The sequence below is a fragment of the Pseudomonas sp. FG29 genome (assembly GCF_057809355.1).
Window position 1 is genome coordinate 1 of sequence record NZ_JBMDJU010000035.1, and the last position, 14,942, is coordinate 14,942.

Genomic DNA, 14,942 nt, shown 5'->3' on the forward strand with positions numbered 1-14,942 from the left:
GGATGAACGGGCGGAAGGGTTTGGTGACTTTGCCCGCAAAGTCACTCGCCCGGGATGGCGAAACCAAAGACATCAACAAAAACGCGGCAATTCGGAACAGAAACTCGATAAATCAACACAACATTGCCAGTCCGGTATTAACCAAGCATTCCCTACACCTTGAATAACCTTTCCGCTTCCGAGAGCGTGGAGATGGCATTTCGGTATCGTGCAGGCTGCCCGAGCGAAAGGGCGCATATCGGCGAAATGCAAGATCGGTCTATCTCTCGATAAATATCAACTATTTGATTTATAAGGTTTTTATTGATTTTTAAAAGCTGGCACAGGCATTGCGATAGTTACAGTGAACCTGCCGCCGGAGATGGCGTGCAGATTGTCTGGAATGTACAGGAGTCGAACCATGAAACAGCCAATCAACCGTTTCGCCGTTGCTACCCTTACCGCCACCGCTCTGAGCCTGACGCTGGCCTCGGCCGCCTTTGCCGAACCGACCATGCTCGCGGCCAACGATACCGTGGACAAGGCCGAGCAGGCAGTATCCGACACCTGGATCACCAGCAAGGTCAAATCCAGTTTCATCGCGGACAAGAGCCTCAGTGCCCTGGACATCAAGGTTGAGACTAATCAAGGCGTGGTTTCCCTGTCCGGTGTAGTGGCCAGTGATGCCGAGCGTGATCTGGCCGTGGCCAAGGCCAAGGAAGTCGAGGGCGTAAAAGCCGTTGCCGCCGATGGCCTGAAATCCGCCGACTAATTTAAGTGTCGGCCGGGTGCAAGCCCGGCTGACCGACTGGGAGGACGACCATGAATAGCGACATCATCCAAGGCAAATGGAAGCAGCTCAGCGGCCGCATGAAGGAGCGCTGGGGCAACCTGACCGATGACGACCTGAACGTGGCCGAGGGGCATAGCGACTACCTCACCGGCAAGCTGCAGGAGCGTTATGGCTGGACCAAGGAGAAGGCTCAGCAGGAACTGCGTGACTTCAGCTCGAAGCTGTAACTCCGCAGAGCGATGAAAGCCCCGCCAGCGAACCTGGCGGGGCTTTTTTGTATCGGGATCAGGTGCCCCGCTTGCTGCGGATATCGGTCAGGCGGCCGCCTTCGAAGCGCAGGAAATGGTACATGCCGTTGTTGGGGCCATAGATCCATTCCTCCACGGCCACCTCGTTACGAAAGCCATAGTGATCGACCACTTCCTTGTAGCCGAGAAAGTCCCGGCTGGCGGGCTCGCCGCATTTGTTCTGCACTTCGCCGAGCGTCGCGTCCTTGCTGACCAGGGCGCTGCCGCAGCGATAGGTGGACGAGGCTTCTGCGCACAGAGGCAGGCTCAGCAGCAGGGGCAGGTATTTCAGCAGGCGCATGGGGCGTTCTCCACTCAGCGTTCGCGACGTCGCTCGATGGCGACCAGGCGATTACCCTCGAAGCGCAGGATGCTGAGCATGCCATTGCTCGGCCCGTAGACCCACTCTTCGACGACATACTCGCGTCGGTCATAGGAGCCCAGCGTATAGCCAATGGGGTCGCGGTGCAGCGGCGCACCGCATTTGCGTTCCACCTCGAAGGCCCGGTCGCCGACGCTGACCAGTTGGCTGCCACAGCGCAGGGTGTCGGCGTGAGCATCGACGCAGAGTAGGGCGGCCAAAAAGCCGAGCGTTGCAGCAAAAGCAGGTTGGCGCATGGTCATTGACTGTCCAGGTGCAGGGCGGACAGAACCCGGCCGTTGCTCTCGGGTTCCGCCAGGTTGACGTCGATCAGGTAGACGCGTTCGTCGCTCATGCCGCCCTGTTCGACCAGATAGTCCTTGATCGCCGCAGCACGCTGTTGCGCCAGTTGGCGCAGCAGCAATTTGCTCTGTGCCCAAGAGTCCAATACGGCCTGGCGCATCTTCTGCAGGCGCTGGTCTTCATCCAGCGCTGCCCATTCGCTCGGAGGCTGCTGCTTGAGGCGCGCACGGTAGATGCCTTCGAGCAGGGCGGCCTGCTCGCTGTCGTCCACCGTCAACTCGTCCGGGCTGGCGGGCACCTTGTCGCCGCGACGCTGCAGCACCTTGTACCAGGTTTCGCGGAATTCCCGCTGCAGACGCTGCTCGGCCAGCAAGGGGCCATCGGCGACCTGGGCGCTCTGGCCCTCGACCTCCAGGCGCAGGGTCGGGCGTTCCTTGAGCGCCTGAGCCAGCGTGTCCAGAGCCTTGCGCGCATCATCGGAGAGGGCATCGGAGCCGGCGTCGAACGGCACCGTGCTGAGATCCATGTCACCGCCGCCGGCGACCAGGCCTGCGACGAACTTGAACGGCGCCTGCGCCGCGCGCAGCACCAGGTTGCGCAGGGTCTGCCAGACGATGGGCATGACACTGAACTGCGGGTTGTTCAGGTCGCCCTGCACCGGCAGCTCGATGGAGATGCGCCCCTGGGTATCCTTGAGCAGTGCCACGGCCAGGCGAATCGGCAGGTCGACGGCGTCCGGGCTGTCGACTTTCTCGCCCAGTTGCAGGTTCTCCACCAGCACCTTGTTTTCGGCATTCAGTTGGCCTTTCTCGATGCGGTAGTGCAGATCGAGATTCAGCCGCCCCTTGCGGATGCGGTAGCCGGCGAACTTGCCGGAATAGGGCGTGATGGTGGTCAGTTCGACGTTCTGGAAGCGGGTGGCGATATCCAGGCTGTTGAGCGGATCGAACGGCGTCAGCTTGCCCTTGATGCTGACCGGCGCATAACGATCGACCTTGCCGGTGATGTTGACACTGGCCGCCTGCGGGCTCTGGTTGTCGAGCGTGCCGATCTGGCCGTTGAGCTGCTGGATGGCGGTGGCGAAGTTGGGCGTCAGGCTGAAGTCGGCGAAGTTGGCCGATCCCTGATTGATCGCCACGCCGCCGATGCGCACGGCCAGCGGTTTGCCACTGCTCTTCTCGGCGCTTGGTGGCTGCGGCACTATCAGCTCGCTGACATTGGTGGTGCGATCCTCGTTGATCATGAAGCGTGCGTAGGGCTGCTCCAACTCGATTCGATCGATGTTGAGGTGCTCGCCGTGCTGGTAGTCCAGGCCATTCACGCGCACCTGCTTCCAGCGCACGAAATCGCGCTCGCGCAGGGTATCGAGGGTGTGCAACTGGTCGACGTGGGCATTCCCGCTGACGCGCAGCGCCAGAGGTTCGGTGCCATCGAGGCGCACGTCGAGGTCGCTGCCGAGCAAGCCGCTGCGCAGCTCCAGGCGGATGAAGGGGCTGAGATAGGCCTGGGCCAGGCGCAGGTCGATGTCGTTGCTGCTGACCTTGAGCTGTGCGCTGGTCGGCTTGAGCTGCACCTGGCCGCTTGCCTGCAGCTTGCCCTGCTTGCCGAGGCCGGTGTCCAGCTTGAGCGTGAAGGGCTTGTCGCCCTGGCTGTCGAAATCGTTGAGGTCGAGGTTCAGCGGGCCCAGCTCCACGGCGACATCCTGTTGCGGCACGCGGTCGGCCAGGTGAGCGCGGTACTCGCGCAGTTGCACGTCCTGCACCTGCACCTGCCAGGGCTTGCTCGCCTTCTGGTCATCGGTGGCAGTGCTTTCCTGCGTACTGGCCGGCTTGGCGAAGAGTTTTTGCCAGTCGAGCTGGCCGTCGGCCTCGCGTGCGGCCCAGGCCTCCAGGCCCTGGCTGCGCACCTGGCCAATCACGACCTGTTGCTTGGCCAGATCGAGACGGGTCTTGTCGATGGCCAGTTGCTGCAGGCGCAGCAGGGGCTTGCCCTGCGGATCGTCCAAGGCGAAGGGGGCCAGACGGGCGCTGACGTCGCTCAGTTGCAGCTCGGTGCCGGTGGAGAGATCGAGCGTGTAGGTACCGGCCAGGTTCAGCTGACCTTCCTTGAGTTCCAAGGGCACGGCGTCGCGTACGTAGGGCCAGAAGGTGCTGAGGCGCGCGTCGCTGACGTTCAGGGTGCCGCTGGAGGTGATGCTCGGGGTCAGCCCGATCTGGCCCTGCCAGTCGATCCGGGCGCCATAGGGGCCGCTGGCGGTGAGGGTCATGTCGGCGCTGTCGCCGGCCAGGGTACTGAGGTTGTGCAGTTGCAGATCGAGTGCGTCGTAGGCGAACTCCACCGGCTCGCTCGGGCGCAGATCCTGAAAGCGCAGGGCGTTCTCCTGCAGGTTCAACTGGTCGATGCGCAGTGGAAAGGGTGCACTATCGGTGGTTTTCTCACTGCCGTCAGGCGGGGGCAGGCGAAACAGCTGCGCCAGGTTCAGGTTGCCATCCTTGTCGAAAAGGATTGCCGTGCGCGCCCCTTGCAGCGAGACCTCGGCCAGATGCAGGGCGCCTGTCCACAGACTGTCGCCCTGCAGGTTGGCGTACAGGCGCTGGAAGGCTAGCTGTTGTTGTTCCGGTGCACCGATGTCCAGGCCCCACAGGTTCAGTTCCAGGCTGAACGGGTTGAACTGCAGGCGCTGCAGCGACGCGGGCACGGTCGCGTAGTTGGCCAGTTGCTGATTGGCGATGCGCAGGGCGATCCCTGGCAGAATCAGAAAGCCGATCAGGCTGTAGAGGAATATGGCGATCAGCAGTGCGCTCAGCGTGCGCTTCAATCCTTTGGGCATGGCGATAAATCATCTGTCCAGACGAGGAGATGAGTTGGAGTATGGCACGTGCGCTCGGTTCCAGCGGCATCCAACACCTGTTACCGGGCAGGCGTTCTCAGAACCGCAAAATCAGTGTTTTCAGCGGCGGTTTGCCATCCTGTGAGGGGAAGTCACCGGCCGGGGCGAGCACCTGGCAGTCGCGCACCGGGCGCCCAAGTTTCTCGGCACAGCGCAGCACCTGCGTGCGCCAGTCGTCGATGTCCACCTTCGCCAGGTTGTTGCAGCACACCAGGGTGCCATCCTCGGCCGTGGCCAGCACGGCCGGCTTGAGCAGGCTCTGGTAGTCGCGCAGCAGGTCGACGGTGCCGAAGGCGCTTTTGGCCCAGGCCGGCGGGTCGAGGAACACCAGATCGAACTGGCGCGGTTGCAGGCGCGGGTAGCTCGGCAGCTTTTGCTCGCGGCGGCTGCTGATCGGCAAGTCGGCGAGTTGGCGGATGGCCGGGAAGTAGTCGCTCTGGATGAACTGCATGGTCGGCAGCGCGGGATTGAGCGCGGCGTTCTCGCGGCCGACCGCCAGGTTGCCTTCGGCGAAGTCCAGGTTGACCACTTCACGGGCATCACCCGCCGCCGCGCACAGGCCAACACCGCAGGTATAGGCGAACAGGTTGAGCACCGTCTTGCCGGCCGCGTTGGCCTTGACCCAGCCACGCGCGTTGCGCAGGTCGAGAAACAGCAGCGGATCCTGCCCGGCATGACGGCCGCGCACGCGGTAGTTCAGTCCCCACTCCTGGCCGACCAGATCCTCCAGGGCGGCCGCCTCGGCCTGATGCAGCTCGGGGTTACGGTCGATGCGCGAATGGCTTTTCGAGCGGTCGTTGTAGACCAGCAGCAGGGGTTGGCCGAGCCTTTCCTGAATCTGATCGGCCAGTTGCAGCAGGGCGTCATGCTCCAGCGGTTGGTGGAAGCTCTGCACCAGCAGTTGCGGGCCGTAGCGGTCGACGGTCAGGCCTGGCGCGCCTTCCTGCGTGCCATGGAATAGGCGATAGCAGTCAGTGCCTTGCGAGTGCAATTGGCTGAGGAGGTTTTCACGGGCGTCGAGGGCGGCGCGCAGCGCCTGATCAAGAGCGGGCATGCGCGGCATCTCGGGGTAGGAAAGGGCGGCAGTCTAGCAAGAAAAGCTGCCGCTCGAGAGCGTGACGCACGAGCCGTGGCGGGTTGCACCCGCCCTACGTGTCTGGCAGCAGGCGGCGCCGGGCGCGCTGCGCGGCGCTGTTGCGTACGGCCCAGCGCAGCAGATTGGCGGTGCGCTGCACGCTGGCGCGAATCAGCGGACGGCGCCAGGCCGCCTGGTATTCGCCGAGCAGGTCGCTGGCCCAGTCCGGCAGCAGGTCGACGCCCGCCTGCATCATCAGGCCGCCGAAGGGCTTGGCGAGGAGGCTGGGCATCGGCGCGTCATGCAGCAGGCGCACCACTTCGCGCGTGCGCTCATCGCAGAGCAGTTGCGGGCGCATGCGCTGCAGGTAATCGGCGATGGCCTGCGCCGATTTGGGCACGTCCTGCGCGCCGAGGCGCTCGGCGATCAGCGCCACTTCGCGGTAGTAGCGATCCTGTTCGGCCAGCGGCAACTGCGGATCGACGTAGCGCAGGTAACCGGCGAGGAACTGGCTGACCTCGGAGACATGTACCCAGGTCAGCAGCCCAGGATCGCTCGCGGCGTAAGGACGGCCATCCGCTGCGTGGCCGACCACCTGCAGGTGGATGCGGCGCACCTTGTCGATCAGTTGCTCGGCATCGTGCAGGCCGCCATAGGTGGTGCCGGCGATGAACAGGCTGGTGCGGCGCAGGCGGCCGAGCATATCCTGGCGAAAGGTCGAGTGATCCCACACGCCGGCCAGTGCCAGCGGGTGCAGCATCTGCAGAAGCAGGGCGGAGATGCCGCCGACCATCATCGCGGTGAAGTCGGCGTGGACTTCCCAGACCATCGACTCGGGGCCGAACAGGCCGGCATCTCCGCGTGGCTGGTCAAGGTCGAGCACACCCAGCGAGGCGCCGGTAAGGCTGTGCACCTGTTTTTCGATCTGACGACGTAGGATTTCCATGGCGCGCAGTTTCTGCGCTTGGCAGGCGCAAGACAAGATGCGCCCGGCCCTTTCAGGCCGGGCGTGAGGCTTAGCGGTTGAGGCGCTGCCCGATCAGGCTATCCACCACGCTGGGGTCGGCCAGGGTCGAGGTGTCGCCCATGTTTTCCAGCTCGTTACAGGCGATCTTGCGCAGGATGCGGCGCATGATCTTGCCTGAGCGGGTCTTGGGCAGGCCCGGCGCCCACTGGATCAGTTCCGGCTTGGCGAAACTGCCGATCTCCTTGCCGACCAGGCTCAGCAGATCCTTTTTCAACTCCTCGGAGGGCTCCTGGCCGTTCATCAGGGTGACGTAGGCGTAGATGCCCTGGCCCTTCACATCATGCGGATAGCCGACCACGGCCGCCTCGGCCACGGCGTCGTGCAGCACCAGCGCGCTTTCCACCTCGGCGGTGCCGATGCGGTGGCCGGAGACGTTGATCACGTCGTCCACACGGCCAGTGATCCAGTAGTAGCCATCCTCGTCGCGGCGCGCGCCGTCACCGGTGAAGTAGTAGCCGGGGTAGGGCTTGAAGTAGGTGTCGACCATGCGCTGGTGATCGCCGTAGACGCTGCGAATCTGGCTCGGCCAGCTGGCCTTGATGGCCAGCACGCCGCTGCCGGGGCCGTCGATTTCCTTGCCCTGCTCGTCGAGCAGCACCGGCTGCACGCCAAAGAAGGGGCGGGTGGCCGAGCCGGGCTTGAGGTCGGTGGCGCCGGGCAGTGGGGTGATCAGGATGGAGCCGGTTTCGGTCTGCCACCAGGTGTCGACGATCGGGCAGCGCATGTCGCCGACCACATGGAAGTACCACTCCCAGGCTTCCGGGTTGATCGGCTCACCCACCGAACCGAGCAGGCGCAGGCTCGAGCGCGAGGTGGCCTTGACCGGGCCTTCACCCTCGCGCATCAGCGCGCGCAGGGCGGTCGGTGCGGTGTAGAAGGTGTTGACCTGGTGCTTGTCGATCACCTGCCAGAAGCGCGAGGCGTCCGGGTAGTTGGGCACACCTTCGAACATCAGGGTGGTGGCGGCATTGGCCAGCGGGCCGTAGACGATGTAGCTGTGCCCGGTGACCCAGCCGACATCGGCGGTGCACCAGTAGATGTCGCCTTCGTGGTAGTCGAACACGTACTTGTGGGTCATCGCCGCGCCGAGCAGGTAGCCGCCGGTGGTATGCAGCACGCCCTTGGGTTTACCGGTGCTACCAGAGGTGTAGAGGATGAACAGCGGGTCTTCTGCGTCCATCGGCTCGGCCGGGCAATCGGCGTCGACTTCCTTGAGCGCCTGGTGGTACCAGAGGTCGCGGCCTTCGACCCAGGCGACATTGCCTTGGGTGCGCTCGACCACCACCACGGTGGACACGTCTGGGCAGCTCTGCAAGGCTTTGTCGACGTTGGCTTTCAGCGGCACGTACTTGCCGCCGCGCACGCCTTCATCGGCGGTGATCACGGCGCGGCAGTCGGCATCGAGGATGCGGTCGCGCAGGGCGTCCGGGGAGAAGCCGCCGAACACCACCGAATGCACGGCGCCGATGCGCGCGCAGGCGAGCATGGCGTAGGCCGCTTCCGGAATCATCGGCATGTAGATGCACACACGGTCGCCTTTCTTCACGCCACGGCTTTTCAGCACGTTGGCCAGGCGGCTGACATTGTGGTGCAGCTTGTTGTAGGTGATGTGCGCCGATTCGGCGGGGTTGTCGCCTTCCCAGATGATGGCGACCTGTTCGCCGCGTTGTTCCAGGTGGCGGTCGATGCAGTTGTAGGCGACGTTGAGCTGGCCGCCTTTGAACCATTCGGCGTGGCCCAGCTTCAGGTCGCTGGCATGCACCTGATCCCAGGGTTTGAACCAGTCCAGAAAGGCCTTGGCCTGCTCGCCCCAGAAGGTCTCGGGCTGCTCGACGGACTGCTGGTATAGACGCAGATAAGCGTCGTTATCCAGATGCGCGCGCTGGCGCACCGCATCTTGCACGGGATGGCGGGTGATTTCGAACATGGCGGAATCCTTGTAATTGTTTGGCCGCAACGATCACAAGGGTGCACTTAGGTGGGCGCGCTGTTCAAGTCCGAAGGTCACACCGCCACATCATCTCGAGATATGGCGGTGTGCAGGGCATCAGCCGCGATGCTGCGAGCGGAAGTGCTCGATCAGGCCCTGGGTGGAGGCGTCGTTGGCCGGCTCGTCGCTGCTGCCTGTCAGGCGTTGGTAGACCTCCTTGCCCATTTCCTTGCCCAACTCCACGCCCCACTGGTCGAAGGCGTTGATGCCCCAGATGGCGCTCTGCACGAAGACCTTGTGCTCGTACAGCGCCACCAGCGCGCCGAGGTTGAACGGCGCGATGCGGTTCATCACCAGGATGTTGCTCGGGCGGTTGCCGGGGATGACCTTGTGCGGCGCGAGGCGCTGCACTTCATCTTCGGCCATGCCCTTGGCGCGCAGCTCGGCCTCGGCTTCCTCGCGCGTCTTGCCCTGCATCAGCGCCTGCGCCTGCGACAGGCAGTTGGCGAACAGCCACTGGTGATGATCGGACAGCGGGTTGTAGCTGTTGACCGGGACGATGAAGTCCGCTGGTACCAGCAGGCGGCCCTGGTGCAGCAACTGGTGGTAGGCGTGCTGGCCGTTGCAGCCGACGCCGCCCCAGATGATCGGCCCGGTGCTGATGTCCAGGGCGCTGCCGTCCTGGCGCACGCTCTTGCCGTTGGACTCCATGTCGAGCTGCTGCAGATGCTTGGTGAAGTTACGCAGGTAATGGTCGTAAGGCAGGATCGCCTGGCTCTGCGCGCCCCAGAAGTTGCTGTACCAGATGCCCAGCAGGGCCATCAGCACCGGCATGTTCTCGCTCAGTGGCGTCTGGGTGAAGTGCTCGTCCATGGCGTAGGCGCCAGCCAGCAGTTCCTTGAAGTTGGACACGCCGATGGCCAGGGCAATCGGCAGGCCGATGGCCGACCACAGCGAATAGCGCCCGCCGACCCAATCCCACATGGGGAAGATGTTCTCTTCGCGGATGCCGAACTCGATGGCGGCCTTGCGGTTGCTGGTCACTGCGATGAAGTGACGATGCAGCTCCTCTTCCGGGCCGCCCATGGCCAGGTACCAGTCGCGCGCGGCCAGGGTGTTCTTCAGGGTTTCCAGGGTACCGAAGGACTTGCTGGAGACGATGAACAGGGTGGTTTCCGGGTTGAGGCGGGCGGTCAGTTCGCGGAACTCGCTGCCGTCGATATTGGCCAGGTAGTGGCAGCGTACGCCGCGCTGGGTGAAGGGGCGCAGTGCTTCGGAAACCAGTTGCGGGCCGAGGAAGGAGCCACCGATACCGATGTTCACCACTTCCTTGATCGGCTTCTCGCTGTAACCGCGCCACAGGCCGCTGTGCACGCGGCTGACCAGCTCGGTCACCTGGTGCAGTACGCGGTGCACCTGCGGAATGATGTCCGCGCCGTCGACCACCAGGCGCCGGCCAATTGGGCTGCGCAGGGCTGTGTGCAGGGCAGCGCGTTGCTCGGAGGCGTTGACCTGCTCGCCGTTGTACAGCGCCTTGATCGATTCGCCCAGGCGTGCCTGCTCGGCAAGCTGGATCAGTAGCTCCAGGCTGTGATCGTTGATCAGGTTCTTCGAGTAGTCCAGCAGCAGGCCGCAGCTGTCCAGCGAGAAACGTTGGAATCGCTCGGGATCGCTAGCGAAGGCCTCACGCATGCTGAACCCGGCCATGTCCTCGCGGTGCTGGCGCAGAGCCTGCCAGGCGGGCAGGGTGGTGACGTCGTGAGGCTGCTGGTAGTAGGCCATCGGGGCTCCTGATCTGCAAAAGCAAAAAGGCCCGGATCGTTCCGGGCCCCAAGAGTGTAACCGTCCGTGTTTGGACGCTGCTACTGGCCCGGCAGTTCCACCACCAGATTATCGATCAGGCGCGTGTTACCCAGGTGCGCGGCGGTGAGTACCACCAGGTAACGGTCATCGATGGCGGCTGGGCGCAAGGTGATGGCGTTGCGGATTTCCAGGTAGTCGGGCACGAAGCCGGCCTCGCGTTGCTGCTGCTGCGCGGTATCGATCAGACGCTGGTAATCACGGGCGCCGCGCTGCAGTTCCTGGGCGATGCCCTGCAGGCCACGATAAAGCACCGGAGCGGTGGTGCGCTGCGCCTCGCTGAGGTAGCCATTGCGCGAGGAAAGCGCCAGGCCATCCGCCGCACGCTGGGTCGGTGCGCCGATGATCTGGATCGGCATGTTCAGGTCGCGCACCAGGGTGCGGATCACCGCCAGTTGCTGGTAGTCCTTCTCGCCGAACACGGCCAGATCGGGCTGCACCATATGGAAGAGCTTGGTCACCACCGTGGCCACGCCTTCGAAGTGACCGGGACGGCTGGCGCCGCACAGACCTTCGGAAACGCCCTGTACGATTACCCGGGTCTGGCTGGCCATGCCGTGCGGGTACATCTCGCTGACATCCGGGTGGAACAGCAGGTGGCAGCCGGCGCCGAGCAGTTTTTCCTGGTCGGCGGCAAGCGTGCGCGGGTATTTGTCCAGATCCTCACCGGCGCCGAACTGCAGCGGGTTGACGAAGATGCTGGCGACCACGAAGTCGGCACGCTGGGAAGCGATTTCCACCAGCGAGACGTGGCCTTCGTGCAGGTTGCCCATGGTCGGCACGAAACCGATCTGCTTGCCCTCGGCGCGTGCCTGAGCGATAGCGGCGCGCAGTTCGCGCAGGGTCTTGACCGTGTTCATGCGGAGAACCCGTGTTCGGCAGCGGGGAAGCTGCCGTCCTTCACCGCTTTGACGTAAGCGTTCAGGGCATCGGCAATGGACGGCTGACCGTCCATGAAGTTACGCACGAACTTCGGCGTACGGCCGGACAGCGACAGGCCGAGCATGTCGTGCAGCACCAGTACCTGGCCGTCGGTAGCCGCGCCTGCGCCGATGCCAATGACCGGAATCTTCACTGCCTGGCTGATTTCGGCGGCCAGCTCGGTGGGGACGCACTCGAGCAGCAGCATGGCTGCACCGGCCTGTTCGAGGGCCATGGCGTCGGCACGCATCTGCCGGGCCTGGGCTTCCTGGCGGCCCTGTACCTTGTAACCCCCGAGGATGTTCACCGCCTGCGGAGTCAGACCCAGGTGGGCACACACCGGCACGCCACGTTCGGCCAGCAGGCGAATCGGTTCGGCCAGCCAGCCGGCGCCTTCGAGCTTGACCATGTGGGCGCCTGCTTGCATCAGCGCAGCGCTGTTGATCAGGGCCTGTTCGGTGGTGGCATAGGCCATGAACGGCAGGTCGGTGATGATCAGGGCGCCCTGGTTGCCACGTTTGACGGCTGCGGTGTGATACGCCATGTCTGCAACGCTGACCGGCAGGGTGCTGTCATGGCCTTGCAGCACCATGCCAAGGGAGTCGCCGACCAGCAGCACGTCGACACCCGCCTGGCTGGCAGCCTGGGCGAAGGTGGCGTCGTAGCAGGTCAGCATGGCGATCTTCTCGCCGTTCTGCTTGAGGCTCTGCAGGGTGGTCAGGGTAACGTCAGGCATTTCAAGGGTCCTCGCTCAGGCCTGGTATACGGCTTCTATCCGGCGCAATCCGGCCTGGATTGGCATAAAGGTGCACCCGACGCCAGGCGACGGGACGCCTATAGTCCCGATGGGGGGGCATGAAGTCAATTGCGTGTGTTACCGCTCTGTTACTGGCGTTACCGCCAATCTGCGGGATGTCGGGTGATGCAAGGGGCTGCCCCGTGGGAGGCGCTTTAGCGGCGAGCGTGTCGGGTCGCGGTTGAAACCCCTCCCACAGAGCCCGGCTGGGCTATGCGGGCAGACGTTCCAATCCGGTGAACGGGCAGGCGGCGAGCAGCTCGTGCAGGGTGCGGCCGTCGGGTAACACCAGTTCAGGAGCCAGTTCGGCCAACGGGTAGAGTACGAAGGGGCGGGCGTGCATGTGGTAGTGCGGCACGGTCAGACGCTCGTCGTCGATGCGACGCTCGCCGAACAGCAGAATGTCCAGATCCAGCGTGCGTGGCCCCCAGCGTTCGGCCTTGCGCACGCGGCCCTGCTCCTGCTCGATACGCTGCAGGGCATCGAGCAGTGCCCAGGGCTGTAGTTCGGTATCCAGCGCCGCGACGGCATTGACGTAACGTGGCTGGTCGGCAGGGCCGAGCGGATCGCTGGCGTACAGCGAGGATTGGCCGACCAGTTGGCTCTGCGGCAGGCCGGCGAGCGCATGCAGTGCACTGTGCAACTGCTGCCGGGGCGTCTCGAGGTTGCTGCCCAGGCCGATGTAGACCCGCTCCATCACTCTTCGCTACCGCCACTCTCGCCGCCACGCTTGCGCCGGCCGTTGCTGCGACGACGCTTGCGCGGGGCACTGCCCGCCGTCTCGGGCTTGCCGGCCAGGTCGCGAATCATCTGGCGGCGTTCGCTGTCGTTACTGTCCTGATACGCCGTCCACCACTCGCCCAGGCCTTCGGTGTCCTCACCTGCGCGCTCGCGCAGCAGGAGGAAGTCGTAGCCGGCGCGGAAGCGCGGGTTTTCCAGCAACAGGTCGGCGCGCTTGCCGCTGCGTCGCGGCAGGCGTTCCTGCATGTCCCAGATCTCGCGGATCGGGATGGTGAAGCGCTTGGGCACGGCGATGCGTTGGCATTGCTCGGTGATCAGCTCATGCGCGGCTTCCTGCATGGCCGGAATCGGCGGCATGCCCTTGCTCTGCAGTTGCAGTACGCGAGCGGGGAGGGCTGGCCAGAGCATCGCGGCGAAGAGGAACGCCGGGGTCACCGACTTGCCGTCGTGAATACGATCATCGGTGTTGATCAGCGCTTCGCGGATCAGCTTTTCGGTGTACTCGGGGTTGCGCTTGAGCGCCTCGCCACTGGCCGGGAACAGCTGGGCGAAGAGGTCGAACTCGACCAGCAGGTCGAAGGTGTATTCGGCGTAACCGGAGAGGAACAGCTTGAGCACTTCGTCGAACAGGCGTGCCGACGGGATATCGCGCAGCATCGGTGCCAGGCGACGAATCGGCGCGGCGCTGTGCTTCTCGATATCGAAGTCCAGCTTGGCGGCAAAGCGCACCGCACGCAGCATGCGCACCGGGTCTTCCAGGTAGCGTTGCTCAGGGTCGCCGATCAGGCGCACCAGGCGGTTGCGCACGTCGTGCATGCCGCGGGCGTAGTCGAGGATGTGTTCCTGGCTCGGGTCGTAGTACAGCGCATTGATGGTGAAGTCGCGGCGCTGGGCATCGTCTTCAAGGGTGCCGTAGACGTTGTCGCGCAGGATGCGCCCGCTTTCGTTGCGGGCGGCCTGGTTGCTGTTTTCCTCTTCCTCGCCCTGTGGGTGATTGGCGCGGAAGGTGGCGACCTCGATGATTTCGCGGCCGAAATGCACGTGAACCAGCTTGAAACGACGGCCGATGACCCGTGCGTTACGGAACTCCGCGCGCACCTGTTCGGGCGTGGCGCTGGTGGCCACGTCGAAATCCTTGGGTTCGATATCCAGCAGCAGGTCGCGCACGCAACCGCCGACGAGGTAGGCCTGGTAACCAGCCCTTTGCAAGCGCTCGACCACGCTGATGGCGTGACGGCTGATCTCGTTGCGGTTGATCGGGTGTTGCCGACCGCTCAGCACTTCAGGCGTGCTGCGAGGGCGCGGTGCGCGGCGCAGGGGGGAGCGAAAGGACGTGAACAGCTTCTTCAGCATGGGATGCACTGTGTGGAGTAGTGACCGGCCAGCCTAGCATGCAGTCGAGGCGAGAGCGGCGAAGGCTGGACGAGGCGGGTTGCAGCCATGGAGCGCTGACTTACCGAAGGTAAATGGCGCGTTCTCGGCTTTTTCTGCCTCGTGCTGCCGGTAACGGCGACGCTTTTCGACGGCATACGACACGATGGCCGCGTGATTGCTGCGGATTCTAGCATCGAGACGGGAGAAGGTGTGTAAAGCGGCAGGCGGGGATCCGGGAACCGGAAGCTACTGGGGGAGCCTAAGCTCCCCCCCAAATTGGTGCGTGCTTCTTTTTTATTGTTATTGAGGGCCTGTTGTTTTTGTTGTGCGGCCCTTCCCGACTCGCCTTGGCTTATCGGGTGCTCCCCACAGCGGGGAGCCAATAGCAAACGGATTTGTTTGGACGCTGATGTTGCCAAGTACCAACCAGTTCGGGTGCTGCCTAGAGGCAGTTTTATTGTTCTCGGCCTGGTTGCAGGGGCGAACCCCTCGCGGCAACTCCTCTCCAAAAGAATCAGTTAGCTGCGCCTCCGTACCTTGTTGTTTTTGTTGTTCTGGAGTCGTTACGTCTTGTTCTTGTTGTTGGGCATTGCTTGTTATTGTTG

At 64.0% G+C, this 14,942-nt stretch carries 13 protein-coding genes; 2 read left to right on the top strand and 11 right to left on the bottom strand.

The window, feature by feature from the left end:
• Positions 1-400 precede the first annotated feature (400 nt).
• Both ACODS1_RS22405 and ACODS1_RS22410 read left to right on the top strand, forming a co-directional pair.
• Positions 401-751, top strand: coding sequence for a BON domain-containing protein (locus tag ACODS1_RS22405; RefSeq protein WP_489087384.1), 351 nt, complete (start codon positions 401-403; stop codon positions 749-751).
• 50 nt (positions 752-801) lie between these two features.
• Positions 802-999 carry a CsbD family protein gene (locus ACODS1_RS22410; RefSeq protein WP_489087385.1) on the top strand — a complete coding sequence of 66 codons (198 nt, stop codon included), beginning with the start codon at positions 802-804 and terminating at the stop codon, positions 997-999.
• Between the two features lie 58 nt (positions 1,000-1,057).
• Here ACODS1_RS22410 and ACODS1_RS22415 read toward each other — a convergent pair whose 3' ends face one another.
• The 11 genes from ACODS1_RS22415 to ACODS1_RS22465 form a co-directional block, all read right to left on the bottom strand.
• Positions 1,058-1,360, bottom strand: coding sequence for a DUF2845 domain-containing protein (locus ACODS1_RS22415; protein ID WP_322980926.1), 303 nt, complete (start codon positions 1,358-1,360; stop codon positions 1,058-1,060).
• Between the two features lie 14 nt (positions 1,361-1,374).
• Positions 1,375-1,677, bottom strand: a complete 303-nt coding sequence (locus ACODS1_RS22420) for a DUF2845 domain-containing protein (protein WP_489087386.1) — start codon at positions 1,675-1,677, stop codon at positions 1,375-1,377.
• 2 nt (positions 1,678-1,679) lie between these two features.
• Positions 1,680-4,553 carry a DUF748 domain-containing protein gene (locus ACODS1_RS22425; RefSeq protein WP_489087387.1) on the bottom strand — a complete coding sequence of 958 codons (2,874 nt, stop codon included), beginning with the start codon at positions 4,551-4,553 and terminating at the stop codon, positions 1,680-1,682.
• A 97-nt stretch (positions 4,554-4,650) separates the two neighbouring features.
• Complete coding sequence (locus ACODS1_RS22430) at positions 4,651-5,667, bottom strand: class I SAM-dependent rRNA methyltransferase (RefSeq protein WP_489087388.1); 1,017 nt, start codon at positions 5,665-5,667, stop codon at positions 4,651-4,653.
• Between the two features lie 94 nt (positions 5,668-5,761).
• Positions 5,762-6,634, bottom strand: coding sequence for an oxygenase MpaB family protein (locus ACODS1_RS22435; protein ID WP_489087389.1), 873 nt, complete (start codon positions 6,632-6,634; stop codon positions 5,762-5,764).
• Between the two features lie 70 nt (positions 6,635-6,704).
• Complete coding sequence (gene acs / locus ACODS1_RS22440; protein ID WP_489087390.1) at positions 6,705-8,642, bottom strand: acetate--CoA ligase; 1,938 nt, start codon at positions 8,640-8,642, stop codon at positions 6,705-6,707.
• Positions 8,643-8,762: 120 nt separating this feature from the next.
• Entirely contained in the window at positions 8,763-10,427 is a 1,665-nt protein-coding gene (gene pgi / locus ACODS1_RS22445; protein WP_489087391.1) for a glucose-6-phosphate isomerase, read from the bottom strand.
• Positions 10,428-10,507: 80 nt separating this feature from the next.
• Positions 10,508-11,365 (bottom strand): pantoate--beta-alanine ligase, encoded by an 858-nt coding sequence (panC, locus tag ACODS1_RS22450; RefSeq protein ID WP_489087392.1) that lies wholly within the window; start codon positions 11,363-11,365, stop codon positions 10,508-10,510.
• Positions 11,362-12,162, bottom strand: coding sequence for a 3-methyl-2-oxobutanoate hydroxymethyltransferase (panB, locus tag ACODS1_RS22455; RefSeq protein ID WP_489087393.1), 801 nt, complete (start codon positions 12,160-12,162; stop codon positions 11,362-11,364). The genes panC and panB overlap by 4 nt, the downstream gene beginning before the upstream one ends.
• A 271-nt stretch (positions 12,163-12,433) precedes the next feature.
• A complete protein-coding gene (gene folK / locus ACODS1_RS22460; protein WP_489087394.1) occupies positions 12,434-12,919 on the bottom strand; it encodes a 2-amino-4-hydroxy-6-hydroxymethyldihydropteridine diphosphokinase in 486 nt (161 codons plus the stop codon).
• The gene (locus ACODS1_RS22465; RefSeq protein ID WP_322980915.1) at positions 12,919-14,316 is read right to left on the bottom strand and encodes a polynucleotide adenylyltransferase PcnB; all 1,398 of its coding nucleotides are present in this window, start codon (positions 14,314-14,316) and stop codon (positions 12,919-12,921) included. Before ACODS1_RS22465 ends, folK begins: the two co-directional genes overlap by 1 nt.
• Positions 14,317-14,942: the final 626 nt, after the last annotated feature.

Coding starts and splice junctions, on each gene's coding strand:
- ACODS1_RS22405 (WP_489087384.1), top strand. CDS start 401: ATGAAACAGCCAATCAACCGTTTCGCCGTTGCTACCCTTACCGCCACC.
- ACODS1_RS22435 (WP_489087389.1), bottom strand. CDS start 6,634: ATGGAAATCCTACGTCGTCAGATCGAAAAACAGGTGCACAGCCTTACC.
- panB (WP_489087393.1), bottom strand. CDS start 12,162: ATGCCTGACGTTACCCTGACCACCCTGCAGAGCCTCAAGCAGAACGGC.
- ACODS1_RS22465 (WP_322980915.1), bottom strand. CDS start 14,316: ATGCTGAAGAAGCTGTTCACGTCCTTTCGCTCCCCCCTGCGCCGCGCA.
- ACODS1_RS22410 (WP_489087385.1), top strand. CDS start 802: ATGAATAGCGACATCATCCAAGGCAAATGGAAGCAGCTCAGCGGCCGC.
- panC (WP_489087392.1), bottom strand. CDS start 11,365: ATGAACACGGTCAAGACCCTGCGCGAACTGCGCGCCGCTATCGCTCAG.
- ACODS1_RS22420 (WP_489087386.1), bottom strand. CDS start 1,677: ATGCGCCAACCTGCTTTTGCTGCAACGCTCGGCTTTTTGGCCGCCCTA.
- ACODS1_RS22415 (WP_322980926.1), bottom strand. CDS start 1,360: ATGCGCCTGCTGAAATACCTGCCCCTGCTGCTGAGCCTGCCTCTGTGC.
- folK (WP_489087394.1), bottom strand. CDS start 12,919: ATGGAGCGGGTCTACATCGGCCTGGGCAGCAACCTCGAGACGCCCCGG.
- acs (WP_489087390.1), bottom strand. CDS start 8,642: ATGTTCGAAATCACCCGCCATCCCGTGCAAGATGCGGTGCGCCAGCGC.
- pgi (WP_489087391.1), bottom strand. CDS start 10,427: ATGGCCTACTACCAGCAGCCTCACGACGTCACCACCCTGCCCGCCTGG.
- ACODS1_RS22425 (WP_489087387.1), bottom strand. CDS start 4,553: ATGCCCAAAGGATTGAAGCGCACGCTGAGCGCACTGCTGATCGCCATA.
- ACODS1_RS22430 (WP_489087388.1), bottom strand. CDS start 5,667: ATGCCCGCTCTTGATCAGGCGCTGCGCGCCGCCCTCGACGCCCGTGAA.